The 24477-nt window shown below is 69.9% G+C and carries 20 protein-coding genes; 16 read left to right on the forward strand and 4 right to left on the reverse strand.

Annotated features, from left to right (window positions below; all coding sequences use genetic code 11):
* Nucleotides 1-12 precede the first annotated feature (12 nt).
* Genes AB0I12_RS04680 through AB0I12_RS04700 form a run of 5 tightly spaced genes read left to right on the forward strand, consistent with a single transcriptional unit; the run spans nucleotide 13 to nucleotide 5346 of the window.
* Nucleotides 13-1386 carry an NtaA/DmoA family FMN-dependent monooxygenase gene (locus tag AB0I12_RS04680; protein WP_359924532.1) on the forward strand — a complete coding sequence of 458 codons (1374 nt, stop codon included), beginning with the start codon at nucleotides 13-15 and terminating at the stop codon, nucleotides 1384-1386.
* Nucleotides 1383-2084: a PIG-L family deacetylase gene (locus AB0I12_RS04685; RefSeq protein WP_359924535.1), complete on the forward strand. Its 702-nt coding sequence runs from the start codon at nucleotides 1383-1385 to the stop codon at nucleotides 2082-2084. Before AB0I12_RS04680 ends, AB0I12_RS04685 begins: the two co-directional genes overlap by 4 nt.
* Nucleotides 2071-3774, forward strand: coding sequence for an AMP-binding protein (locus tag AB0I12_RS04690; RefSeq protein ID WP_359924538.1), 1704 nt, complete (start codon nucleotides 2071-2073; stop codon nucleotides 3772-3774). The genes AB0I12_RS04685 and AB0I12_RS04690 overlap by 14 nt, the downstream gene beginning before the upstream one ends.
* Nucleotides 3767-4051 carry a phosphopantetheine-binding protein gene (locus AB0I12_RS04695; RefSeq protein ID WP_359924540.1) on the forward strand — a complete coding sequence of 95 codons (285 nt, stop codon included), beginning with the start codon at nucleotides 3767-3769 and terminating at the stop codon, nucleotides 4049-4051. The genes AB0I12_RS04690 and AB0I12_RS04695 overlap by 8 nt, the downstream gene beginning before the upstream one ends.
* The gene (locus tag AB0I12_RS04700) at nucleotides 4051-5346 is read left to right on the forward strand and encodes a cytochrome P450 (RefSeq protein WP_359924543.1); all 1296 of its coding nucleotides are present in this window, start codon (nucleotides 4051-4053) and stop codon (nucleotides 5344-5346) included. Before AB0I12_RS04695 ends, AB0I12_RS04700 begins: the two co-directional genes overlap by 1 nt.
* Here the strand turns inward: AB0I12_RS04700 and AB0I12_RS04705 are convergent.
* Entirely contained in the window at nucleotides 5243-6514 is a 1272-nt protein-coding gene (locus AB0I12_RS04705; protein ID WP_359924546.1) for a nucleotide disphospho-sugar-binding domain-containing protein, read from the reverse strand. The genes AB0I12_RS04700 and AB0I12_RS04705 overlap by 104 nt on opposite strands.
* Nucleotides 6515-6628: 114 nt before the next feature.
* Here AB0I12_RS04705 and AB0I12_RS04710 point away from each other — a divergent pair, with 114 nt between their 5' ends.
* The 6 genes from AB0I12_RS04710 (at nucleotide 6629) to mdoH (ending at nucleotide 15390) form a co-directional block, all read left to right on the forward strand.
* A complete protein-coding gene (locus AB0I12_RS04710; protein WP_359924549.1) occupies nucleotides 6629-8485 on the forward strand; it encodes an ATP-binding cassette domain-containing protein in 1857 nt (618 codons plus the stop codon).
* Nucleotides 8482-10275, forward strand: a complete 1794-nt coding sequence (locus tag AB0I12_RS04715) for an ABC transporter ATP-binding protein (protein ID WP_359924551.1) — start codon at nucleotides 8482-8484, stop codon at nucleotides 10273-10275. The genes AB0I12_RS04710 and AB0I12_RS04715 overlap by 4 nt, the downstream gene beginning before the upstream one ends.
* Before the next feature lie 61 nt (nucleotides 10276-10336).
* Nucleotides 10337-11644 carry a condensation domain-containing protein gene (locus AB0I12_RS04720; protein ID WP_359924554.1) on the forward strand — a complete coding sequence of 436 codons (1308 nt, stop codon included), beginning with the start codon at nucleotides 10337-10339 and terminating at the stop codon, nucleotides 11642-11644.
* A gap of 47 nt (nucleotides 11645-11691) precedes the next feature.
* On the forward strand, nucleotides 11692-12747 hold the full coding sequence (locus tag AB0I12_RS04725; RefSeq protein WP_359924557.1) for a glycosyltransferase family 2 protein: 1056 nt from the start codon (nucleotides 11692-11694) through the stop codon (nucleotides 12745-12747).
* Between the two features lie 124 nt (nucleotides 12748-12871).
* Entirely contained in the window at nucleotides 12872-13387 is a 516-nt protein-coding gene (locus tag AB0I12_RS04730) for a hypothetical protein (protein WP_359924559.1), read from the forward strand.
* The gene (gene mdoH, locus AB0I12_RS04735) at nucleotides 13384-15390 is read left to right on the forward strand and encodes a glucans biosynthesis glucosyltransferase MdoH (RefSeq protein ID WP_359924560.1); all 2007 of its coding nucleotides are present in this window, start codon (nucleotides 13384-13386) and stop codon (nucleotides 15388-15390) included. Before AB0I12_RS04730 ends, mdoH begins: the two co-directional genes overlap by 4 nt.
* 32 nt (nucleotides 15391-15422) lie before the next feature.
* Here the strand turns inward: mdoH and AB0I12_RS04740 are convergent, their stop codons facing one another.
* Entirely contained in the window at nucleotides 15423-17762 is a 2340-nt protein-coding gene (locus tag AB0I12_RS04740; protein ID WP_359924563.1) for an alpha-L-rhamnosidase C-terminal domain-containing protein, read from the reverse strand.
* 198 nt (nucleotides 17763-17960) lie between these two features.
* Between AB0I12_RS04740 and AB0I12_RS04745 the strand changes: the two genes are divergently transcribed.
* The gene (locus AB0I12_RS04745; protein WP_359924566.1) at nucleotides 17961-18638 is read left to right on the forward strand and encodes a GAF and ANTAR domain-containing protein; all 678 of its coding nucleotides are present in this window, start codon (nucleotides 17961-17963) and stop codon (nucleotides 18636-18638) included.
* Nucleotides 18639-18663: 25 nt separating this feature from the next.
* On the opposite strand, the gene AB0I12_RS04750 is transcribed toward AB0I12_RS04745, so the two are convergent.
* Complete coding sequence (locus tag AB0I12_RS04750) at nucleotides 18664-19083, reverse strand: DUF6458 family protein (RefSeq protein WP_359924568.1); 420 nt, start codon at nucleotides 19081-19083, stop codon at nucleotides 18664-18666.
* 103 nt (nucleotides 19084-19186) lie between these two features.
* Here AB0I12_RS04750 and AB0I12_RS04755 point away from each other — a divergent pair, with 103 nt between their 5' ends.
* Together AB0I12_RS04755 and AB0I12_RS04760 are read left to right on the forward strand one after the other, a co-directional pair.
* Nucleotides 19187-20635 carry a glycosyl hydrolase family 65 protein gene (locus tag AB0I12_RS04755; RefSeq protein WP_359924571.1) on the forward strand — a complete coding sequence of 483 codons (1449 nt, stop codon included), beginning with the start codon at nucleotides 19187-19189 and terminating at the stop codon, nucleotides 20633-20635.
* 51 nt (nucleotides 20636-20686) lie between these two features.
* Nucleotides 20687-21124, forward strand: a complete 438-nt coding sequence (locus tag AB0I12_RS04760) for a ribonuclease H (RefSeq protein WP_359924574.1) — start codon at nucleotides 20687-20689, stop codon at nucleotides 21122-21124.
* A 62-nt stretch (nucleotides 21125-21186) separates the two neighbouring features.
* Here the strand turns inward: AB0I12_RS04760 and AB0I12_RS04765 are convergent, their stop codons facing one another.
* On the reverse strand, nucleotides 21187-22014 hold the full coding sequence (locus AB0I12_RS04765; protein ID WP_359924576.1) for an SAM-dependent methyltransferase: 828 nt from the start codon (nucleotides 22012-22014) through the stop codon (nucleotides 21187-21189).
* Nucleotides 22015-22235: 221 nt separating this feature from the next.
* Here AB0I12_RS04765 and AB0I12_RS04770 point away from each other — a divergent pair, with 221 nt between their 5' ends.
* Together AB0I12_RS04770 and AB0I12_RS04775 are read left to right on the forward strand one after the other, a co-directional pair.
* A complete protein-coding gene (locus AB0I12_RS04770) occupies nucleotides 22236-23015 on the forward strand; it encodes a methyltransferase domain-containing protein (RefSeq protein ID WP_359924578.1) in 780 nt (259 codons plus the stop codon).
* Nucleotides 23016-23079: 64 nt separating this feature from the next.
* The gene (locus AB0I12_RS04775; protein ID WP_359924579.1) at nucleotides 23080-24456 is read left to right on the forward strand and encodes a M1 family metallopeptidase; all 1377 of its coding nucleotides are present in this window, start codon (nucleotides 23080-23082) and stop codon (nucleotides 24454-24456) included.
* The last annotated feature ends 21 nt before the right edge of the window (nucleotides 24457-24477 follow it).

Genomic DNA, 24477 nt, shown 5'->3' on the forward strand with positions numbered 1-24477 from the left:
GAGGCCGTTCACATGCATCTGAATGTCCTGAGCCAGGGAGTGCCGTCGCCGCTGTTCGAGGGTCTGTGGCGGCACCCGGACGACGCGACCCGGACGGGTTACCGGTCGCTGTCCTACTGGACGTCACTCGCACAGCGGCTCGAGGCGGCGTGTATCGACGCACTGTTCCTGGCGGACATCCACGGTGTGTACGACGTGTACGGCGGGTCGGCGGCGGCCTCGGTCCGCCATGCCCACCAGGTGCCCGCGATCGACCCCACGTTGTTGCTCCCGGCAATGGCAGCTGTCACCGAGCACCTCGGTTTCGCGGTCACGTACTCGGTGTCGTACCACGCGCCGTACCAGTGCGCCCGGGTGTTCTCGTCGTTGGACCACCTGACCGGCGGCCGGGTTGGCTGGAACATCGTCACGTCGGACCTGCGGCTGGCGAAGGCGACCGGGCTCGGCGAGTACATCCCGCACGACGAGCGCTACGACCGTGCCGACGAGTACCTCGAGGTGGTGCGTGCACTCTGGGAGGACAGCTGGGCCGACGGTGCGCTGCGGCACGACGTGGCCGCCGACGTCTTCACGGATCCGGACCTGGTGCGGCCGGTGCAGCACAAAGGCCAGTGGTTCACCGTGGACGCCGTCCATCAGTGCGAGCCGTCGCCGCAGCGGACGCCGGTGCTGTATCAGGCCGGCTCGTCGGATCGTGGGACCACGTTCGCGGCGCGGCACGCGGAGGTCGTTTTCGTCACCCTCAGCAGCGCCCGCCGCGGCGCCGAGAAGGTGCGCGAACTCCGCCGGCGCGCCGAGCAGTTCGGCCGTGACCCGCGGGCCATCAAGGTGCTGCAGGGGTTCCCGGTCCTGCTCGGTCGCACGAAGGCCGAAGCGGAGGCGCGGGCGGCCGAGTTCACGGAGCTGACCAGCCCTGGTGGCCTGTTGGCGAAGTGGTGCGGATGGGTCGGCGTCGACCTCGCTGCGTACGACGACCGGACGCCGATCACCGACATCATGCCGGAGGACGGCCGCTCCGTGACCGGGTTCCTGGCCGGCGCGTCGCCGGACCGCGACTGGACCGTGGGCGACGTCCGGGACTTCATCGCGACGCCGCGGCGGCCGCACGCGCACGACCGCCTCAGCCTGTTCGGTACGCCGGAACAGGTGGCGGACCGGATGGAGGAGTACCTCGACATCGCGGGGGTGGACGGGTTCAACCTGTATCCCTGCCCGCCGACGTCGGGTGTCGACGACATCTGCGACCTGCTGGTGCCGGAGCTTCAGCGACGCGGTCTGTTCCGGACGCAGTACGACGAGGCCGAGCAGACTCTGCGGCAGCGCTACCTCGGCGCGAGCCGATCGGCGTACGCGCCGGCCGCGGACCTGTCGGGTGGACTGGCATGAGCTCCGTTCTGGTCGTCTCGCCGCATCTGGACGACGCCGTGCTGTCCACCGGCGAGTACCTCGGCCAGCATCCCGGCGCCACGGTCGTGACGGTGTTCGCCGGCGTGCCGGGCCCGGAAGCGCGCGGACATTACGACGCCGCGACGGGTGCGGCGAACGGGGCGGAGATGATGACGCGGCGCCGGCAGGAGGACGCGCTCGCGCTCGGCCTGCTCGGCGCCACGCCGTTGCATCTGGAGTTCCTCGACCGCCAGTACCGCGTTCGCAGCAGCGACGACGCGATCGCCGCCCGGTTGCGGGAGACGATCGAGAGCTGTCGCCCGGACGTGGTCCTCGGGCCGGTCGGACTGCTCCATCCGGACCACGTGCAAGTGGCCCGCGTCTGGAGCCGAGTTGCGCGTGAGTTCGCCGGGATCGTCTCGCTCGCCTACGAAGAGCTGCCGTACCGCGTCCAGTTCCCGACTCTGGCCGTTGATCAGGTCCGGGCCACCGCGAAGAGCTCGGGCGCCAAGGAATGCGCGCAGGGCAACGAACTCCGGCCCGACACCGCCACCGGCCGGAAGGCACAGGCCATCCTCGCGTACGGATCGCAGCTCGGAACCCTGCCCATGCTGAGTTGTCTGGTGCCGGAGCGGCTGTGGCGGCTCTGGCCCGAGCCGGAACGCGCCGACGCTGGGGTGCAGGTTGAGTCGCGCTGACACCGCCCGCCGTCGCCTGCTGTCCTGGCTCGACGACCCGAGTCGCGGCCGGGGCGTCCATTTCGCCGGCGCGCAGGATGCTTGGGAGTTCTGGAGCTACCAGCGGCTCGCCGCCGGGGTTCGCGGGGTGTCCGCGGCGCTGGTGCGGTCGGGGATCGTGCCCGGCAATGTGGTCGCGGTCGTCGCCGACGGCGGGCCGGGTTTCGTCGCAGCTCTGTTCGGCGCGATGTACTGCGGCGCGACCGTCTCTCCGTTGCCGCCGCCGACGGCGTTCGGCGACCGCGAGCTGTACGCCCAGCAGGTCGAGGCGTCGTTCCGTGCGGCCGAGCCGGCGATCGTCCTGGTCGAGACGCCGTACGAGCGTGTCATCCGCGATCTTGCGCGCCGAGCCGGTGTCGCGGCCGTCGAGGATCTCGGCACGTTCACCGACTCGTCGCCCGCGGCTCCGGTGGACGGCGTGCCCGGTCCCGCGCTGGTGCAGTTCACGTCGGGATCGAGCGGACGCAGTCGCGCGATCGGCATCAGCTCCGCCGCTCTCGCCGCGAACGTCGCGGCGATCAGGGACTGGCTGGGGATGGACGGCTCGCAGGCCACCGCGTCCTGGCTCCCGACGTACCACGACATGGGCCTGACCGGTTGCCTGATCACCCCGGTGGTGGACGGCTCCGACGTCTGGCTGATGTCTCCGCGGCAATTCGTTCGCGATCCGCTGCGCTTCCTGCGGTGTTTCGATCGCGGCGGCGATCAGGCGGCGCGCCATACGGCGATGCCGAGCTTCGGACTCGCGCATGTCGCGGCACGGGTACGGCCCGGCGACCTGGCCGGTCTCGACTTCACCCAGGTGCGATCGGTGATCATCGGTGCCGAGCGCATCGATCCCGACGCCGTACGGCGCTTCACCGAGCTGCTCGGGCCGCACGGACTGGACGCGAGCGCTCTGCTGCCGGCGTACGGACTCGCCGAGGCAACGCTCGCCGTCACCGGATTGCGACGAGGCCGGCGGCTCCGGGCGCTGACGTTCGTGCCGTCGAGTCTGAGCACCGGCCTGCGGGTCGGGACCGCTGAGACCTCCGGCCTGACGCTGATCGGCTGCGGCACACCGATGGCAGGTGTGGTGGTCGACGTCGAGGACTCCGACGGGCGGACGCTTGCCGCGGGAACGGTGGGAGAGATCGCCGTGTCCGGAACGTCGGTCGGCAACGGCTATCTCTGCGACCCCGACCCTGCGACCGGCTCACTGACAGCATTCGCCGAAGGAAAGGTGCGCACGGGCGACGCGGGCTTCCTGCTGGACGGCGAGCTGTTCGTCATCGGCCGCCTCGGCGACAGCCTGAAGGTCCGCGCGCGGACGGTCTTCGCCGAGGACCTCGAGGCCGCGATCGCCGCGGAGGGAGTGCCACCGCAGCGCTTCGCCACCGCGCTCGGGGTGCGCGAGGGTCGCAGTACGGCGGTCGCCGTCATCGAGCGGGCCCGTCCGGAGTGGCTGTGGGCCGCTGACCGGGTTCTCCGGCGGTCCGCCGAAGGCGCCGAGGTGGTCACCGTGGACGCGCCGCGCGGCCGCATCCCGCGCACGACCAGTGGCAAGCCGCAACGGGCGCGGCTGTGGCAGATGTTCGGGGCGCGGCAGCCGGCCGGTGATCCGGCCGCTCGTCGCCCGAGGCAACTATCGACAGGAGACAGCGATGACTGAAGCGAATCCGACCATGGTGTCCGGCCGGCCGGTCGACGAGATCCGCGCCGAGGTCCGGGCGATCGCGCTCGAGCTCGCGCCGGCCGACGACGTCACGGCGACCGACGACTCGCGGCTGGTCGAGGACCTGGCGTTCCACTCGCTGGCGTTGCTCGAGCTCGCCTTCGCGCTCGAGGACCGGTTCGACCTCGATCCGATCGAGCAGGAACGGGCCCAGCAGATCAAGACCCTCGGCGACATCTCCGATCTCGTCGTCGAGGAGCTCCAGGCCCGCTGATGACGGCGCGCGGACAGCTCGACGCTTTCGGCGCGGCGACCGCGACCGCGGCGTACCGGGCCGACCCGTACCCGTACCTGGCGGAGCTGCGGCGCCGCGAGCCGGTCCTGCGCCTCGCCGACGGCACCGTCGTGCTGACCAGGTACGACGACGTGGCGGGGATCCTGAGCGATCGGAGGGCCGGCACCGCGCCGCCGCACGGCGGGCTCGACGGCTACGGCGCGGTGTCCGGCATCCAGGGGATCGCGGGCAACGACGCCCCGCGCCCGGTGAGCATGCTGGATCCGCCGATGCACGGCAGAGTCCGCGGCGCACTGGGCCAGGCGTTCGGGAGGGACGCACCGATGGTGCTGCGGCCGACCGTCGCTCACCTGGTGTCGGACATGCTGGCGAAGGCCGCCGAACGCTCCGGCCAGACGGTCGACGCGGTGACTCAGCTGGCGCTCCCGGTGCCGCTCGCAGCCATCTGCGGGTCGTTCGGGATCCCTGAGGAGGACCACGCGGGCGTGGTGCGATGGAGCCGAGCACTGGTCCGCAACGGGGATCCGGGCTCCAGCGTCACCGACGCGCAGCGCGACGCCGCCCAAGATGCCGAGCGCGAGTTCGCGAGCTACATGGGCCGCCTGGTGGTACGACGCCGCCGTACGCCGGGCGAGGACATCGTCAGCCGACTGGTGCGGGCCGACGTCGCCGGCGCGCCTCTCGACCTCGGCGAGCTCGTGGCGAACGCCGTGTTCCTACTGGTCAACGGCTACCACAACACGGTGAACCTGATCGCCAACAGCCTGCTCGCCCTGCTGCGGAATCCGGATCAGCTGACCGCGCTGCGCCGCGCGCCGGCGACCGAGGTCCCGGCAGCGGTCGACGAGCTGCTCCGGTACGACAGCCCCATCCAGTCGATCGCCCGGGTGACACACCGCCCGATCGAGCTCCGCGGCCACAGCCTTCCGGCCGGCACCGGGATCATGGCGATGGTCGCGGCCGCACACCGCGACCCGGAGGCGTTCGCCGAGCCGGATCGGCTGGTGCTCAGCCGCCGGCCCGCGCGGCGGGTGCTCTCGTTCGGAGGCGGGCATCACTACTGCCTCGGAGCGGGACTCGCGCGCTCCGAGGCCGAGTACATCCTCGTGGCTGTCCTGCGGCGCTTCCCGGAGCTCAGCCTCGCAGGTCAGCCGGTGTGGGCGCCGACCTTCACCCTGCGTGGGCTGGAGAGCCTTCCGGTCTCGCTCGGTCGTCCGGCCGGCCCTCGGCGCGGAGCACCGACGTCGCGACGTCGAACCCACGCTCCCGGGTGAGCTGTGCACCGAGGGACCTGCCGGCATCGCGTTGTTCAACTGCGCGTTCCACGCAGCTGAGCAGACGGGCCGGCGTCCAGCGGCGCCAGTCGAGCCTGACGCCGGCGCCCAGCGCCGCCAGTACGTCGGCATTCTCGAACTGGTCGACGGTCGACGGCATGATCACGGCCGGACGTCCGTTCGCCGCGAAGACCGTGCTGGTGCCGAGGCCGCCGTAGTGGACGCCGGCCAGTGATCGCGGAGCCAGCACCGACAGGGGGATGTAGCGGTCGACGAACAGTGGACCGTCGACACCGGATCGCTCGGCACGGAAGTCGATGTAGACGCCGCGCACCCCCAGGGACCGGCAGACCGCCGCCGCTGCCTCCTGAAAACCTGGGGTCGACTGATGCGGCGGTGCCCGGAATGCCAGCACGTCGTCGCCCTCGTCGAGGTACCGCTCGAATCCGGACCGGTTGCGCCAGAGCCGCGTCACGTCCCAGTGCGCGAACCCGGTCACCGTGACGTGGGCCGGTAGCCGGCGGGAGTCGAGGAGCAGCGGAGAAGTGAGGACGAGCGCTCGCCCCGGCGAGCAGCACAGGTCGAGAAACGAGCCGGTCGGTCCCGCGATGCCCGCCGCTTCGCAGGCACTCCGGATGCGACCGAGGAAGCGCGCGTCGAGCCGGCGCCCGAAGTCCTTCCAGGCCAACCGGTTGAGAACCGGCCCGAGGGTCTTGAACGGCTGGTACAGCGGCATTCGCTCCGCGTTCGGGAACAGCCATGCCGCCGGGCTCACGGTGAACCAGGGGACACCGCGATTTTGTGCCACCAGCGCGGCCGCGATCTGGATCGGATGCGCCACGACGACGTCGTCGGAGCGGATCGTCTCGTCCAGCTGCGCGATGGTGTTGCCGAGCGACCCGAGCACCCAGGTGTCGGTCAGCCGGAGGAAGGCCCGCCAGCCGCCGCTCTCGTCGAACCCGCTGTCGGCGCCGTCGCCCGGCGCCGATTCCAGGGCCTGGAAGGGGATCCGCTCTCCGCGGGCCAGCAGCGCGACCTGCGCCCCGGCCACCAGCAGCACGTCCTGACCCAACGACCGCAAGTGACTCGCGAGGCCGATGTAGGGCAGCACGTCACCCAGCGAACCGCCGGTCACCAGGACGAACCGGCGCGCCGAAACTGTCGGCATGGTGGCTCCCATCGTCTCGTGAAGCTCGGAACACCCTGTATTTGCTCGGCTTTCGGACCGTCGTGCCACCGTATAGCGTCGATCCGGACGGCAACCAACCTGCGGGAGCTGGAGATGAACGGCATCGTGGCGCGCCTGGTCGCTGAACGCATCGCGTTGCTGAAGTCGTTCCGAGCGACGGGCGTCGCCCTGCTGCTGGCGGTCGTACTGGTATCCGTGGTCGGCAGCCTGGTGCCCGCGCTGACCGCGACGGCGGTGGCCTGGCTGGTCTCCCGGGTGCAGCAGGGAGACGGGACCGCGGACCTGGCGATCCTCTACGCTCCGCTGACCCTGTTCGCGGTCGTTCTGGTGCTGGGCAACGCCGCCGAGGCGGCGCGAGAGCCGCTGTACCACCTCGCCCGTATGCGCATCGACGGCGCACACCGGCGGTCGCTGTCCGAGCTGATCACGGCGGCGCCGACGATCGGCGCGCTCGAAGGACCTCGAGCGCAGACCCTGATTCGCGAAGCGAAGGCGGATCCGGACAACTGGACGCAACGTACGCCGGCCGACGGAGCGCTCGCGCAACTGCGGCTGCTGGCCTCCGGGATCGGCCTGGCCGGCTCGTGCGTGGTCCTGACGCGCTACGCCTGGTGGCCCGTCCCGCTGCTCGTGCTGTCGGCGTTCACGTTTCGCTTCTTCCTGCACCGGCACGCGCTGCGGTGGTACCGGCAGGCCCAGCGCGGCCTCGGCCAAGCGCTGCACGGCGACGCGTGGGAAGCAGCGATCACCTCGCCCAGTGAAGGCAAGGACGCCAGGGTGTTCGGCTTCGGCGACTGGGCGGTCGATCGGATGCTGCACCATGTCCGCGGCACCTTCGAGCCGGTGTGGGGCCTGGGCAACGGATTCGTCGCGCGGCTGCTGCCACAGACCTTGGTCGTCGTGGTGCCGTTGGGCGTGGTCTACACGATGGTGGCGAGCTCCGCTGCGAGCGGAACCACGTCGGTCGCGGTGACGACCGCCGTACTGGCGGCCGGTTGGTCCCTCTTCCAGATCCTCGGCAACGACGACGCGCGCGAGCTCATCGGAGCCACCGCGTGTCTCGCGGCGCTGGACCAACTCAGCGATCTGCTGAGCCGGGACAGCCTCGAGTCCCGGAAGTCGGCGCCGCCGGCTGCGATCGAGACCGGCAGCCCGCCGCTCGTACGGTTCGATCGTGTCTCCTTCGCGTATCCGCGCACCGCGCGGCAGGTCCTCGACGGGCTCGACCTCGAGATCCGGCCAGGAGAGCTGCTGGCGGTCGTGGGGATGAACGGCGCCGGCAAGTCGACGCTGATCAAGCTGCTCGCCGGTCTCTACCGCCCGACCGCCGGTTCGATCTGTGCCGACGGCACCGAGCTCGCGGATCTCGGGCCCGAGTGGCGTCGGCGGATCTCGGTGGTCTTCCAGGACTTCGTCCGCTACCAACTGCCCGCGGCGGACAACGTCACGCTCGGTCGGCCCGGAGCGGCGGTGGACCCCGGCGTACTCGACGCTGTCGCTCGCGAGGCCGGCCTCGACGCCGTCGTCGCCGACCTCCCGGACGGCTGGCAGACGCCGCTGTCCCGGTCCCGGAGCGGCGGCGTCGACCTGTCCGGTGGTCAGTGGCAGCAGGTCGCGCTCGCCAGGGCGCTGTACGCGGTCCGGATGGGCGCGAAGATCGTCGTACTGGACGAGCCGACGGCTCACCTCGACGTCGGCACCGAGACCGAGGTGTTCCAGCAGCTGACGAGCGCCCTGCACGACACCAGCGTCGTACTGATCTCGCACCGCTTGTCGACGGTACGCCGCGCGCACCGGATCGTCCTCCTGGAGGACGGCCGGATCAGCGAGAGCGGCACCCACGCCGAACTGATGCGACTCGGCGGGTCGTACGCACGGATGTTCTCGCTCCAGGCCGAGCGGTTCCGGCAGGGACACGACGACCGGATCGAAGAGGGCGAGCTGATATGAGGCGCTACGTCGAACTCTGGGCGGAGCTGTTGCGGCTGTCGGTACGCCGGTTCCCGGCGCAGACGCTGTGGTTGCTGGCGGTGAAGGTGGTCTCGGTCGGACTGGTCGCTGCCTCGGCACTCGCGCTGCGCGAGGTCGTCGACGCCGCGGTGGCCGCGGACGCCCGGTCGGCGATCCGGGCAGCGTTCGTCGCCGCGCTCGTCTGCGGGCTGATGGCGTATGTGGACCAGGTCGACATCGTGCTGCACTTCGGGCTCGTGGAGCGGCTCGGCCTCCTCGAGCTGCAGCCCGGGATCGACCGCGACATCGCCGGCCTGGAGACCCTCGACCATCTGGAGCAGACGGAGTTCCTCGACCGGATCACGGTGGTCCGCGGGCGAGCCTGGGACCTGGCGTTCGGTGTCTGGGTCGCCGTCGACTCGATCTTCAACATGGCGCGGCTCGCGGTGTTGCTGGTGCTGCTCGGCGTCGTGAACCCGTGGCTGCTGCTGTTGCTCGGATTCGCCTACGTGCCGTTGTGGTTCGAGCAGCGCGGCCAGCGCGCGGTGATCGCGGCCGAGACCGAAACCGCCGAGTCGTTCCGGCTGCAGCGGCATCTGTTCGACCTGGCCGCGGACGCCGCGACGAGCAAGGAGATCCGGACCGCCGGGGCCGGCCCCGAGTGCGCTCGCCGGCAGGCAGCGGCGTGGGCCGACGTCGAGTCGACGCAGTTCCGCGCGCGCTGCCGGCTGGCGGTGTGGAAGCTGACGGGCTGGCTGATCTTCACTCTCGGATTCAGCGCCGGTCTGGGACTGGTGGCGACCGGCGCGCTCCAGGGTTCGGGAACGGTCGGCGACATCGTTCTCGCCATCACGGTCGTCGCCAACATGCGACAGGCCCTGCAGAACACGGTGTACCGGACCGCGGAGGCGGCCGGGGCCGGCCGGTTGATCGAACCGTTCTTGTGGCTGCGGGACTACACCGAGGCCGAGCGATCCAACGCCCGCGGCCGGCAGCGCCCGCCCGAGGCGCTGCTGGACGGCATCTCGATCGAGCACGTCGGCTTCACGTACCCCGGGACCGAGCGTCCGGCCCTGCAGGATGTGTCCCTGCGGCTGCCTGCCGGATCGGTGATCGCGGTCGTCGGTGAGCGCGGGTCCGGGAAGTCGACACTGGTGAAGCTGCTGCTCAAGCTCTATCAGCCGACGTCGGGTGCGGTCCGGCTGGACGCCCTGGACCTGGCCGACGTCGACACGGCCGCCTGGCGATCCCGGACGAGTGCCGCATTCCAGGACTTCGGTCGCTTCCGGACCAGGTTCGCCGAGACGATCGGCCTCGGCGACCTGCCGAACATCGCCGTTCCCGGCCGGATCGACGATGCCGTCCGGCATGCCGACGCGACGGGCCTCGTGGACCGGTTGCCGAGCGGGATCGAGACCCAGCTCGGGCGGGAACTCGGAGGTGTCGACCTCTCCGAAGGCCAATGGCAGAAGACCGCACTCGCGCGGGCGTCGATGCGGCCAGCCCCACTGCTGTTCGTCCTGGACGAGCCGACCGCGTCGCTGGACGCCCCCAGCGAGCACGCGGTGTTCGAGGCCTACATCGCGCGGGCCCGCGCGCTGGCCGGACGGGCCGGAGCCATCGTGGTGATCGTGTCGCACCGCTTCTCGACGGTGACCGGCGCCGACCGGATCGTCGTCCTCGACCGGGGGCGGGTCGTGCAGTGTGGCTCCCATTCCGCGTTGATGCGCGATCCGGGACGGTATGCGGAGCTCTACGCGATCCAGGCAGCGGCGTACACGGCAACGTGAGCTGTCGCCGTACAACTCACGTCCTCGGCCGGCCCGAGCGTGGCACCTACGATCGTGAGCTGTGGCAGAGACCCGGGAGTTCGCGGCGTCGATCGGGCAGCGGCTGCTGTGGTTGATGGACCGCTACCGGGGCTCCGCGGGAGCGCTCAACGAACCGATGACGTGGCGCCTGCGCGGCCCGCTCGACATCGGCGCGCTGTCGGCCGCGGTCGACGCGCTGATCGAACGGCACGAGTCGTTGCGCACGGCGTTCCTGATGCGGGACAACCAGTTGCTGCAGGTCATCAAGCCGCCGGCGTCCGCAGGACTGGCTCCCGAGACCGTGTGCTCCGGTGCTGGTGAGCAGGAGGTGCTCGCGGCGCTGGAGGCGGAGACCGGATCCAGGATCGACATCGGCGAAGGTCCGCTGCGGATCCGGTTGTGGCGGCTGTCGCCGACCGATCACATCCTCTGCCTGAACATCCACCATCTCGCGATGGACCGTCGATCGGCGACCGTCATCGCGGACGAGCTGGCCATGCTCTACAGCGGCGCGGCGCTGCCGCCGTCCGGATGGCAGTACGCCGCCTGGGCCGAATGGCAGCGCGACCGCATGTCGGGTGCGCGACTGGCCGAGTTGCGGCACGCCTGGACCGAGCGCCTGCAGCACGTTCAGGTACCGGCCCTTCGGCAGGTGTCCGAGGCGGCAGCTGAAACTGGACCGGAGCCGGACTGTGTCCTCGGGGAGCGGCAGGTTTCCGGTCTGCAGCGTCTCGCGGCGGACGTGTCCGCCGGCTTGTTCGCGGTCACTCTGGCGATGTTCTTCGCGCTGATCTGGGCACGGACCGGGGTGCGCGAGCCGGCAGTCGCCTCGGTGTTCGACGGGCGTGACCGGCCGGAGGTGGCGGACACGGTCGGATTCTTCGAGCACCTGGTGCTGCTGCGGGCCTCGGTGCGTGCGGACCAGCCGATGACGGACCTGATCGCCGCTGCCCAGGCCGAGATCGACTTCGCGGCCGCGAACGGCCTGCCCCTGCACCTGCTGCCGCCCGCGGCGGCGCGGCTCGGCGGACCGGACGGCGCCCGGCGGATCGACGACGTGGTCTTCAGCCACATCGTCTGTCTGGACGAGCCGGTCGAGTTCTCCGGTCTCCGGCTGGACCATGTCCCGGTCAGCCTGGAGCGGACCGAGGAGCGGTTCGGGCTGCGGGTGCTGTTCGCCGAGTACCCCGGCCAGCTGGTCGGCATGTTCCATTGCGCGCCGAAGGTGATGCCGTCCTGGGCAGCCGGCTTCGGTGGCGTGTTCAGCCGGTTGGCGGACGAGCTCGTCGAACGACCGAGTGCGACCGTCGGCCGGACAACCCTCGGCGCCGGCCTGCGGAGGGTGTGAGCTCGCGACGCGGGACGGCGCCGTCTACTCGCGGAAGGTACTCATTCGTGACCCCGTCGATCAGCGTAGTCATTCCCACGTACAACAAGGCGGCCTTGCTGGAGCCGACACTGCGAGCCCTGGCGGCGCAGGAGAACTGTCCTGACTACGAGGTCGTCGTCGTGGACGACGGCTCCAGTGACGCAACGGCCGAGGTTCTGCAGACGATGCGCCGCTACGAACCGGCCGCCTGGTCCGCCCTGCGGGTCGAGGCCGACGGTGTGAACAGGGGGCGCGCGGGAGCCCGCAACGTCGGGCTCGCCGCGGCCGCCGCGGAGTACGTGGTGTTCCTGGACGACGACTGCCTGACCTCGCCGGCCTTCGTCTCCGCGCACCACGCGGTCGTCGCGAGTGAGGATCGTGAGGTGATGGTCCTCGGAGCGACCATGCTGTCGAACGAGGTCAGCGGCGAGGACCTGTCGCCCAGCACACTCGCGGCGCATCGCCGGGCCGTCGCGGCGGTCGATTCGGGGGAGTGGATGACGTCCTGGAACTGCTTCGTGTCGAACCACGCCGGTGTGACGGCGACGGCCGCCCGGCGGGTGGCAGGGTTCGACGAGGGCTTCGTGGGATGGGGCGAGGAGGACATCGACTTCGGGTACCGCCTGCACAAGGCCGGCTGCAAGGCGCGGGGCCTGACCGAGTTCGTGGTGAAGAGCTCGCATCGGCGGGACCTGCACAACGAGGGCCGGGAGTGGCTGCGGAACTACATCCACTTCACCCGCAAGCACGGCCGGCCGATCGAGCTCCTGTTCCGCTGGCAGATCGTGATGGGCGTGATGTCGATCTACCAGTTCGACTATCTGACCCGGATGAACCGGCCGGCGTCGCGGCGCCGGGCCGAGCGGGAGTACGAGGCGTTCGTCCGCGCCGCGGAGTCGAATCCCGAGCGCATCCAGCACTGGCTGATGATCCGCGAGGCCGCCGCGCTGACCGGTGATCCGCTCTTCGCCCGCGACGGCTTCGGTTCGTTCGCACCCGGACAGTCGGTGTCGAGGGGCTGGCTCACCGATCCGGAGGCGATCGTCGCCACACTCGATCGGATGACCGACGAAGCCGCCTAGCGGGCAGCGTGGCGCGTTGCTTCTTTTGGCATGGAGTCCGCCGGGTTGATTCCTTGTTCCGGTCAGGACCGCGCCGAAGAATCTCCTGTGTTTCACCGCCGCCCACCGCAGGGGGAGACGCAGGGTGTCCGAAGACCTCCGAACGTCCACGACAGTCGATCCGCCCGTCGCCGGCGCGCTGCCCGGCCTGCCGGTTTCCGCGGTCTCGGGGTTTCTCCGCGGCTACGGTGTCACCGATCCGGTCGTCCACCAGGAGCTCGCCGTTGTGGTTGCCGACGGCAACCCCTGGAGCAGGGTCCGGATCGACCGGCTGCAGACCGCCGTCGACGCGTGGTTCACGTCGGCGATGCAGGGACGACTCGACACCGCGCTCCCGGTGCACATCGCGGCTCGAGCCGCCTTCTTCCTGTGCTCCGGACCCGCTCGCTGGCCGAACGTCGTCCTGTCCGCCGGGCCGCTGCCGGCCGATTTCCGTCCGGCCATCGTCGCGAACGTCCCGATCCCGACGCCGACGGAGGCAAGAGTGACGCTGCCGACCGCGGACCTGACGCCGATCTGGGCCGCGGACCGTCCGCTGGCCACCTTGTCCACCGGACGGCCCGACGCCGGACGGCCTGACGCCGGCCGGGGTGCGCCGTGACGGGGCCGTCCGGTCCCCGCGCGGCGATCCTGATCGCCGCCGGCCTGACCGCGGCGGCCACTGCGATCTCTCTGGGTCTCGTGCTGGCGGGACTCGGCGTCCATTGGCTCATCGGGACGCTACTCGTGGTGCTCTTCGTCCCGTTGACCGCGAACCTCGCACTGTCCTTCTGGGCGGCGATGGCAGGCTTCCTGGGGTCACTGGGCGCGCTGAGCGTCCCGGGCCCGCAGTCGGACAGTGAACAGATCAGCGGCCGTACGGCGATCCTGATCCCGATCTACAACGAGGACCCCGAGGTTGTCTTCGCCAACGTGCAGGCGATGTACGAGAGCCTCCGGGCAACCGGTCTGTCGAGTTCGTTCGACTTCTTCGTGCTGAGCGACACGACCGATCCGACGCTCTGGCTCCAGGAGCAGGCGGCGTGGCAGACAGTGTGCGCCCGGACGGGTGGCAACGGCCGGATCTTCTATCGCCGCAGGCCGTTGAACACGGCCCGGAAGACCGGCAACATCGCCGACTTCTGCGAGCGGTGGGGGAGCAAGTACCAGTACATGATCACACTCGACGCCGACAGCGTGCTGGACGGCCGGACCGCCGTACGGCTGGTGCGCTGTATGGAGTCGAATCCTCGTGCGGGTCTCGTCCAGACGGCCGCCGCGTTTGTGAACGGGAGAACGCTGTTCAGCCGGTGCGCTCACTTCGCCGGTTCGCTGTACGGCAGGCTCGACCTGAACGGGCAAGCGGCATGGCAGTTGGGGAACGGCAACTACTGGGGACACAACGCGATCATCCGCGTGGAGGCCTTCACACAGCACTGCGGGCTCCCGGCCATGCACAAGCGGGCTCCTTTCCGCGGCCACTACCTGAGCCACGACTTCATCGAGGCGGCGCTGCTCAAACGGGCCGGCTGGGAGGTCTGGCTCGCGCCCGACGTTTCCGGCGCGTACGAGGAGTCGCCGCCGAACCTGGTCGATCACCTGATCAGGCAACGACGCTGGTGCCAGGGAAACCTGCAGCATCTCAACCTGCTGGCCGCGGCCGGTCTCACGCCGGTCAGCCGGCTCCATCTCATCATCGGCATCTGCGGACAGATCTCAGGTCCGCTGTCGCTGGTGTTCAGCGCGGGTCTGCTCGTCACCTCGATGCACTCGCCGGAGCGATCGTGCTGGGGCGGAGCGCTGTCCGACTGCTCCCTCGGCTGGTCCGCCGAATGGTTCAGCGTCGCGTGTGTCGTGACGATGCTGTTCGTGCCGCGTCTTCTCGGGCTGATCGCCGCGCTGGCGACGAGCAGCGTCCGTACGGCGCACGGCGGAGCCATCCGCATCGCGGCGAGCGCCGTGGTCGAGTGGGTGCTGTCGATCCTGCTCTGGCCGGCGATGGCGCTCAGCCAGGCGGCCTTCGTCATCACGATCCTGCTGGGCAGAGACTCCGGCTGGAAACCGCAGCGCCGCGACTGCGCTGCACTGCCGGTCCGGGAAGCGGCGCGCGTGTTCGGCGGACATACGGCCGCGGGGGCGGCGATGGTCGGCGCCCTGTGTGCTTCGGTCCTGCCGCTCTGGTACTGGCCGATGGCGGTCGGGCTCCTCCTGAGTATCCCGCTCGCCTGCGTGACAGGATCCGAGACAGTGGACCGACGGTTCCGTCGCCGCCTGCTGCTCACACCTGAGCAGACGTCCATCCCACCGATCCTGGCCCGCTCGGACGAAGTGTCGCGTGTCCTTCGCGGCCAGGTCGGGAGGTTGTCGGGTCGTCCGGTGCCGGAGATGGTCGCCGATCCTGCGGTGCACGCAATCCACACCCTGACCAGCCGGATCCATCCGCTGCGTTCCTGGGGTTGCGACGACCTCCTCGACGACGTCCGCGCGAAGACCTCCGAAGGCGCCGAACTGACCTCGAAGGACCTGAACATCCTCCTCTACGACGAGAACGTGCTGAGCCGCCTGACAGACCTGCAGCCCGAGCGGACGGAAGGCGAGACACGCCGCCTCGATCGGCATACGTGAGCGGCGGCGGCAGGTGCGGTGATGCGGTCTGATCAGCGTGTTGCTGCCACTGTCACGGTGATCTGTGGGGGCGCGGTGATTTCGGGTGGTTTGCCGGCTTCGGCTCGGACCTCCAGGGGGCCGTGTGGTGTGGGGACGGAGGCCTGGGCCCACTCGAGGCCGCCGAGTTGCGGGGCGATGGTGACGGCCGTCATCCCGGGGGCCGTCGGCCGGACGCCGAGCAGTGTCGCGACGTAGTGGTACAGCGGATGGGCGCCCCACGCGTGGCAGTCGCTGCGGGTCGGTTCGGGGTGTTCGACGACCGTGCGCAGGCCCTGGTCCAGCAGCCCGAACCACAGGTCGAGCCGGGCGAGCAGCACGTCGGTGCGCCCGATCGCGTGCAGTGCTTCGAACAGGTAATGATCGAAGTACACCGTCGTCCGCGCCAGCGGTACGGGCGGTTCCAGGAGCATCGTCCGCACGGCCGGCTCGCCGTACTTCGCGCCTGCGAGCAGGGCCAGCGCTTGCGCGTGTTCGCTGAAGGCGGTGTGGCCGAGGTCGTCGGCGTACAGCCCGCGATCGGCGTCGTAGAACGCGTCGTCGGCGGCTTCGAGGAGTTGGTCGGCCAGTCGTACGTACCGAGCGGATGCGTCGGGCTCGCCGACCCAGGACTCCAGCTCGGCGACCTGCCGTGCGACCAGCGCCAGCTGGAGGTGCAGCACCGCCGACACCCCGCGCCCGGGACCTGGCCAGTCAGGATGTTGCTCCCCGTCCTGGACGATCCCGGGCGGGCTACCGGCGTCCCATCCCGGCGCCCAGTCGGTGAAGTTCCAGCCGTGCAGGGCGTGGAAGATCCCGCGGTCGTCGACCGACTGCTGATGAACCTCGACGGCCGCACGTACGGCGGGCATCAACTCGGTGACGAACGCCAGATCGCCGCGCCACACCGCGAAGTCGTGCACCATCGCGACCCACCACAGTGTGAACGGCGGGATCGGGGAGGACCGGCGGGACGGCGTCCGGGACGCGACCAACCCGTTGCCGTCCTGGCTGTAGGCGAACGCGCGCAATGCCTGCCGGGCGAGGGCGTCGTCGCCGGTGGTGGCGTAGGCGATCAGGCATTGCAGCCGGGTGTCGCCGGCGTACTGAAGCTGCTCGTAATAGGGGCAGTCCATGGTCGTCTCGTGGCTGCAGGCCTGCAGCGTCCGGAACGCGAGTACGCCGACCTGCGCCAGCCGTGGATCGCTCGCGGTGAAGCGGCTGCGGTCTTCGTACGGATAGTGGGTCTCACGGAACCGCAGCCCGGTGATCGTCAGCGGTTCGGCCGCGGTGGTGACGAGGACCTCGACATAGCGGCCGGACTGCCACCACAGCGTGCGGTGTCGCTCGTGACCGCCGCCGGCGACGAAGCTGTCACCGATGCCGTCCGCTTCAAGACCGGGACGGCCGAACAGCTTGCCCGCGACGACATCGCGATGTCCCTTACCTGCTCCGGCCTCCGTCTCGTAGAGGGACTCCTGCCAGTGCAGCCGCACCTCGGCATCGCGGCCGCCGTCGAGATCGAGGACCGGGTACGCGCAGACGTACTGGTCGAGATCGATGAGCACGCGGCGGCAGGTCCCGGGCGGCAGTGTCAACGCCGCACCGTCGAGCAGCCGCTGCCAGTCGCGGGCCTCGTCGTCGAGGTTGTCCGCCGGCTGTACGACGCGGTCGTGCGTCGGCTCGCCCGCGGGGTGGGCCGCGACATGGCGAATGCGGGCGCCCTCGGTCCACCGCTGTGCCGGTGCGGGCAGGCGGGACGGCACCAGCAGTCGCAGGCCGTTTGTCGTCCGTCCTTCGGTGGCAGCTGACCACTTGAGGTCGTCCGTGCCGGTCTGCCAGCCCCATGGGTACGTGCGGCCGTCGCTGACGTGCCTGGCTCCGCAGCCGTACCCGTCGCCCTTCGGCCGGCGGCCGTGTCCTGGCAGGGCCGCCGCTTGCCAGGTCGCCGTACCGGTGTCGAGCTGGGGCAGCCGGCCGTGCACAGTCTCGGCCGCGAGGAGGAAGGTGGGGCCGTCGCCGAGGCTCAGCTGCGCGAGGGGCGCGTCGTCGCCGAGGCTCCACACGCGAGCGGCGAGCCAGTGGGCGCCGGGCGGCAACTGCAGCCGGTAGCTCTCGAACGACCAGTGGCCGATGGCGCCCCGCGACGGTCCGCGGCCGACGAGGTCGCCGTCGAGCCACAGTTCGTACCGTTCGTCCGCCGAGACGTGGACAACGATCTCAGCCGCCTCCGAGCACTCGACCCGCAGCCGGAATCCGACGACGTCGCCGCTGTCTGCCGTCAGAATCCACCGCGCGGGCCAGACGGCGAACGGGGCTTCTTCGAGCTGGAGCTGCTGAACGTCAGCGGTCATCGTCACGGGGTCCCTTCCAGGGAGGGGTCGACTGGCGTCGGAGTCGCAATCATCTACGAGTTCCTCGAACGCGGATGGTTTGGCGTGCTGTTCCGCGGGTACTGGACCCAGCGAGCGGGACTCTCGCCCGCTGCGCGACGCCTCGGTCTGTTCGCTGACGCGAGGGGTCGCCGTTTCGGCACTGTTCGAGGTGAAGCCATGGCTGAGCATCGGCGGCCGACCGAGCTGCTTGTTGTCCCCGGCGTCGACCAGGCCGTCGATGCGGTCGTACGGTTCGCCGTCCAGGCCGTCGGTTGCACGTACGCCTCGGTGGTGCTGGTCCACGAGCGGACGAGCGTCGAGATCGTCGCGCTGACCGACCCCAGGCTGGTCGGGCTGTGCCAGGCGCAGATCGAGCTGGGGGAGGGGCCGCTGATCAGCGCGATCCGGACAGATCGGGAGCAGATCGTCGCGGACGTGCTGATCGAGCGGCGCTGGTCGCATCTGTGGACCGATCGCGCGCTCGCGGCGGGCATCCGCAGCGCTGCTCACGTACCGGTGCCGGCCGGTCGGAAGGCGTCGGTGACGCTGAGTCTGTTCAGTGAGGTCCCGGACGGTTTCGATGACGACGATGTCGCCTTCGCGCACGTCCTGGGCACTCATGCGGCGATGGCGATCGCGGCGGCCCGTCCCGAGGCCGGCCTGGTCGTGACGCCCGACGTACGCGACCTGGTCGGGCGGGCGACCGGCATCCTGATGGAGCGCGCAAGGATGGACGGCTACGAGGCGTTCGAGGCGCTCAAGCAGAACTCGCTGGACACCGGGCGGACGGTCCGCGAGGTCGCCCAGGAGCTGATCGACGCCGGCGACTTCGCCGAGTCGCCGCACTACGCCTAGACCCGACCTCGGGACCTGTGCTGGGTCAGCGCCTTCGGGGTGCGCCGAGGAGCCGTCGGCGGCGCGCGGTGATGGGCGCCGCGACGTCGGCAGGTTCTTCGGCGGCGGGCGTGGTGGGGAGGCCGCTGGCGGCGGGGTCGAGGTCGATACTGCGGGCAGTCGGGCTGTCCGTCGCCGGTGCGGGCTTGGGTTTGCGGACGACGTACGCGCGGATCCGTCCGGACTGGACCGTGCGGTACTCCTCCTCGACCGACTCGTCCAGGGCCTGCGTCGCGACGCGGCGGCGCTTGTTGGTGATCACGTAGGACAGCCAGATGCCGGCAGCGCCGGCCAGCATCAAGATCACCCCGAGGGCAGGTAGGTCGACCGCGTCACTACGGTCGCGCAGGCCGAACGCGATGATCGCGCCGGCGGCCATCAGAAAGATCCCGAACCCAATGCTCATCGTGCGCCTCCCTTGACCGGGCTCTGACAAGCACCCGGTACCCGCCGTTCAACCCTCGGACCGGAGCCGCACCGCGAGGTCGGCGGTCTGATGGAATGAGCGGATGACCACGACAGACCCACGGCCGACGCTGCTGTTCGCGGATCCGGAGAGCCAGGCGCTGTACGGGGCGACCTACGACGCGGCGCTCGAGAACCTGCTGGGCACCAACACCGTTCCGTTCGGCGAGATCTACGCCAGCAGCGGGTTGATGAATCCAGCGGTCGGCATGGTCCGCGCCGGCGGCGGCTACGAGCAGCCGTGGACCCGGGACGCGACGATCAACAGCTGGAACGCGACGAGCCTGCTGGCGCCGGCGTTGGCCGCGAACACGCTGTGGGCGGTGGTCGAGAAGGATGCCGAGGGCAACCTCAGGGTGCAGCAGGACAGCCAGCAGTGGGATCAGGTGGTGTGGACCGTCGGCGCCTGGCACCACTATCTGGTGACCGGGGACCGGGACTTCCTGCAGAGTGCGTACGAGGTCGTCACGAACACGCTCGCGCTTCGCGAGCAAGCGACGGTCTTCGGCGCCGATGCGCGCTGCGGCCTGTTCACCGGCCCGTCGTTCTTCAACGACGGCGTCTCCGGTTTCCCCCTGCCGACGGCCGACGGGAGCGAGTCGCGGGGGAGCGAGAGTACGTCGTACCCGGATGTCGTCTCGGGGATGTACCTCAGCACCAACGCGCTGTACTACGCGGCGTACACGCGGGCGGCCGCGATGGCGGACGCACTCGGCCGGCCGGCCGACGGCCACCGGTCCAAGGCGGCGGCGATCAAGGAAGCCATCAACGAACACTTCTGGAATCCGCGGACCGGAAGCTACAACTACGAGCTCACGGCCGATGGCACGCCAGGCGTCTATCAGGAAGGCACGGGGCTCGCGTTTGCGCTGCTCTTCGGGATCGCCGACGACGCGCAAGCCAGTGCGCTGATCTCGAATGCGCAGCGGATGCCGTGGGGAATGCCCGACACGTATCCGCACTGGGACAGATACTCCGGCGCGGAGCCCGGACGGCACAACGCGATCGTCTGGCCGCTCGTTCAAGGGCTCTGGGCGAAGGGGTTGGCTGCGCACGGCGAGGTGGAGGGGTTCGCGACGGAGACCAGGCTGCTCGCGGAACTCGTCAGGAACAGCGGCGGCTTCTGGGAGATCTACGACGGGAACACCGGCGCCGTCGAGGGCGGCTACCAGGGCGCGACCGGCGTACTGAAGCGCCGCTGGGATTCGGAACCGGACCAGACCTGGTCGGCGACCGCGTACATCGACATGATGCACACCGGGCTGTTCGGGATGAGGTTCGACGACCGCGGCCTCACCTTCGCGCCGTCCCTCCCGGCTGGTTGGGGTGATGTCACGCTGAGCGGCCTGCGGTACCGCGACGCCGGCCTGACGGTGACGCTCCGCGGGACGGGCACCGTCATCCGCGGGTTCGAGCTCGACGGCAGCCCGCGGTCCGGCGTACCGGCGTCCCTTCAGGGAGACCACACGATCGAGATCACGCTCGGCGGGTAGCATCTGGTGCCGATGCCTTCAGTTCGCACTCGCCGGCCGCGTCCGGCTGACATGACAGTTCCCCTCGGCGCACGCACCGTGTTCACCGACGGCGCGTGCTCGCGCAACCCTGGACCCGGCGGGTGGGCCTGGGCGTTGTCGAAGACCGAGTTCGCGGCCGGTCACGAGGCCGCCTCCACGAACCAGCGGATGGAGATCCGCGCCGCCCTGGAGGCCGTGCGCGCCAACGACGGTCCGCTGCTCGTCGTCTCGGACTCGACGTACGTCGTGAACTGCTTCCGCGACCGATGGCACGCCGGTTGGCTCGAGCGAGGCTGGCTCACGTCGGCGAAGAAGCCGGTCGCCAACAGAGACCTGTGGGAGCCGCTGGTCGGGCTGGTCACCGAGCGCGGAGATGTCGCGTTCCAGTGGGTCAAGGGCCACTCCGGCCACGACATGAACGACTTCGTCGACCAACTGGCCGTCGCCGCCTGCTTCCCGTCGCCCTGAGCTCGACTCAGCTGCGGCGGGGCAGAGGCGCGCAGCCCGTCGGGATGCGCGCCTCGTGCCGGTCAGACCTTCTTCGCGATGCCTGCCATCAGGATGCGTTGGTACGCCGCGAGCTCGTCGGCGGCCGGGACGTCGGCGTCCGGGTCCTCCGGGTGCCAGCGCGCCAGGAAGTCCACGCCGGGCGGGACCAGCGGCAACCCGAGGAAGTGCTGCTCGATGCGCTCCGGGGTCCGGATCCAGCCGTTGCCGAGGCTCTCGAGGCCGGCCCGCTCCATCGACTTCTGCAGCGGCTCGCCGGTGTCCACGAAGTCGGTGATGAACAGGTAGCTGCCCGGGACGAGCGCGTCCATCAGCGTGCGGACCCATTCGTCCGGCTTCTCGTCGTCGTGGAAGTGCATGTGCAGGCCGACGACCATCAGCGCGATCGGACGCGAGAAGTCCAGGTGGGCCTTGATCTCCTCGTTGTCGAGGATCGACTGCGGCTCACGCAGGTCGGCGGTGACGACGATCGTGCTGTTGTTGGTCGCCAGCAGGGCGCGGCCGTGTGCGAGCACGATCGGGTCGTTGTCGACGTACGCAGCCCGGGCGTCAGGGTTGATCTCCTGCGCCGCCTGGTGGGTGTTCTTCTGCGTCGGCAGACCGCTGCCGATGTCGAGGAACTGGTCGATCCCCGCCGTCCGCACGAGGTAGTGCACGCCCCTGACCAGGGCCTCACGGTTCTCGATCGCGCAGCGTCCGGCGTCCGGCACGTACTTCAAGTACAGCGCGGCGCCCTCGCGGTCGGCGGCGAAGTTGTCCTTGCCACCGAGGAGAGCGTCGTAGACGCGGGCGATGGTCGGCTGGGAAGTGTCGAAACCCGGATTGTATTCCGAGTCGTCTGATGGGGCCATTGGCGCAGCCTTCATGTCGGGAAAGGAACCTCTTGTCATCCTAGGGGAGACGGAAGTCACTTGGCACTCGGGTGCGGCCTGTCGGTGCGCCTGACCAAATCTTCACCAAAGTCCCTGATTTCTCAACTGTCAAAGGCGTTCGGACCGGCAAAGTCCTGACATATCAGCTGCACCACCGAAATCGGTCCCGGCGGCGATCGTCCGGGGCGTACCGTAGGCCCGTGAGCGTCGATCCGGTAGCGCACAACCGCGTGGCGTGGGACCTTCAGGTCGAGAGTGGCAACGAGTGGTCGAGACCAGTCACTCCCGAGACCGTCGCACGGGCACGCGCCGGTGACTGGTCGGTCGTGCTCATCGGCTACCGGCCGGCCGACCGGGCGTGGTTCCCCGCCGACCTGTCCGACGTGGACCTACTTTGTCTGGCTTCGGGCGGCGGGCAGCAAGGCCCGATCCTCGCCGCGGCCGGCGCGCACGTCACGGTCTTCGACAACTCGCCGCGGCAGCTCGCCCGGGATCAGCTGGTCGCGGAGCGCGAGGGCCTGGAGCTGCGCACGGTGCTGGGTGACATGCGCGACCTGTCGGAGTTCGGCGACTCGTCGTTCGACCTGGTCTTCAACCCGGTCTCGAACCTGTTCGTGCCCGAGCTCGCACCCGTGTGGCGCGAGTGCTTCCGGGTGCTGCGGCCGGGCGGCGCGCTGCTGTGCGGCTTCCTCAACCCGGACGTGTACCTGTTCGACAACGAGGCCATGGACACCCGCGGCGAGCTGGTCGTGCGCCACCGCCTTCCGTACAGCGACCTGACCCACGTCCCGGCCGAGGAGCGCGAGCGGCTGTGGGGAGCCGACGCGCCGCTGGAGTACAGCCACACAATGGCCGAGCAGCTCGGCGGGCAGCTCGCCGCCGGCTTCGTGATCACCGGGTTCGACGAGGCGCCGCACCATTCCGACGCCACCGCAGGCTGGCTGCCCGGCTACTTCGCCACGCGGGCCCTCAAACCCTGACAGACCTGGAGGAATTGTGGGACGTTTCGACCGTCGCCGCGGTTACCTGGTGATGATCTGTGCGTTGTCTCTCGGACTAGTGGCGGCACCGAGCCTGACTGCGAATGCGGCCCCCGTACGAGCGCCGCTGTTCTCGCCCGGCGCGCCGGGCGCCGGGGATCCGTACTTCCCTGACATGGGAAACGGCGGCTACGACGTCGGTCATTACGACATCAGGCTGACATTCGATCCCAGAACCAAGGCAATCAGCGCGACCACGACGATCGTTGCCAGAGCCACGCAGAATCTCTCCCGGTTCAACCTGGATTTCCAGGGGCCGCTGAAGATCAGCAAGCTCTCCGTCAACGGGCGCGACGCGGCATTCACCCGCAGCGGTGCGCAGGAGCTGGTGATCACTCCACGGCACGGTCTGTGGCGGGGGAGCACGTTTCTTGTCTCCGTGACCTACGCAGGCGTCCCGCAGAAGATCGACGACCCGGCGTTGGGCCTCTCCGGCTGGGTGGCCACCAAGGACGGCGCGGTCGCGCTCAACCAGCCGATCGGCGCGGCGACGTACTACCCGGTGAACGACACGACCGGCGACAAGGCGACGTACACCCAGACCGTCACCGTGCCGACCGGACTCACCGTGCTCGCCAACGGCGAACCCGGACCGACGACCAAGCACAACGGCCGGACCACCTTTCGGTGGCAGATGAAGCAGCCGATGGCCAGCGAGCTGGCGATGGTGGCGATCGGGAAGTACAACGTCACTCGCTCGGTGACGGCCGACGGCCGGCCGAACATCACCGCGATCGGCCAGTCGATCGACACGAAACCCGGTCAGGGCCAGGTGTTCAACCGGACCACGGCGCAGATCGTCCAGTGGGAGTCGTCGATGTACGGGCGCTACCCGTTCGACTCGACCGGCGGCATCCTCGCCGACGTCGGCGTGCACTACGCCCTGGAGACGCAGAGCCGTCCGGTGTACGACCAGCGCACGAGCAAGGTCAGTGGTGACCTGCTCGCCCACGAGCTCGGCCACCAGTGGTTCGGCGACAGCCTCACGCCGGTGCACTGGTCGGACATCTGGCTGAACGAAGGCTTCGCCACCTACTCGGAGTGGCTCTACCAGGAGAAGTTCAACGGCGTCCCGGTGCAGCAGAGCTTCGCGGAGACCTACGCGAACGAGAAGGACTGGTCCGGTAAGGTGGCCGACCCCGGGCGGGACCAGATCTTCGACGACCTGGTCTACAACCGCGGCGCGATGACGTTGCAGGCGCTGCGCCTGAAGATCGGCGACCGCGCGTTCTTCCAGGTGCTCCGGCAGTGGCCGACGACGTACCGGCACGGCAACGTCTCGACGCAGACCTTCATCCGGTTCGTCGAGCGACTGACCCACCGCGACCTCGACACGTTCTTCCAGACCTGGCTCTACCAGCCGGGAAAGCCGAGCCTCTGACGCCGTGGCCCGGCCTGCGGT

The sequence above is a fragment of the Kribbella sp. NPDC050459 genome (assembly GCF_040655315.1).
Classification (GTDB): Bacteria; Actinomycetota; Actinomycetes; order Propionibacteriales; family Kribbellaceae; genus Kribbella.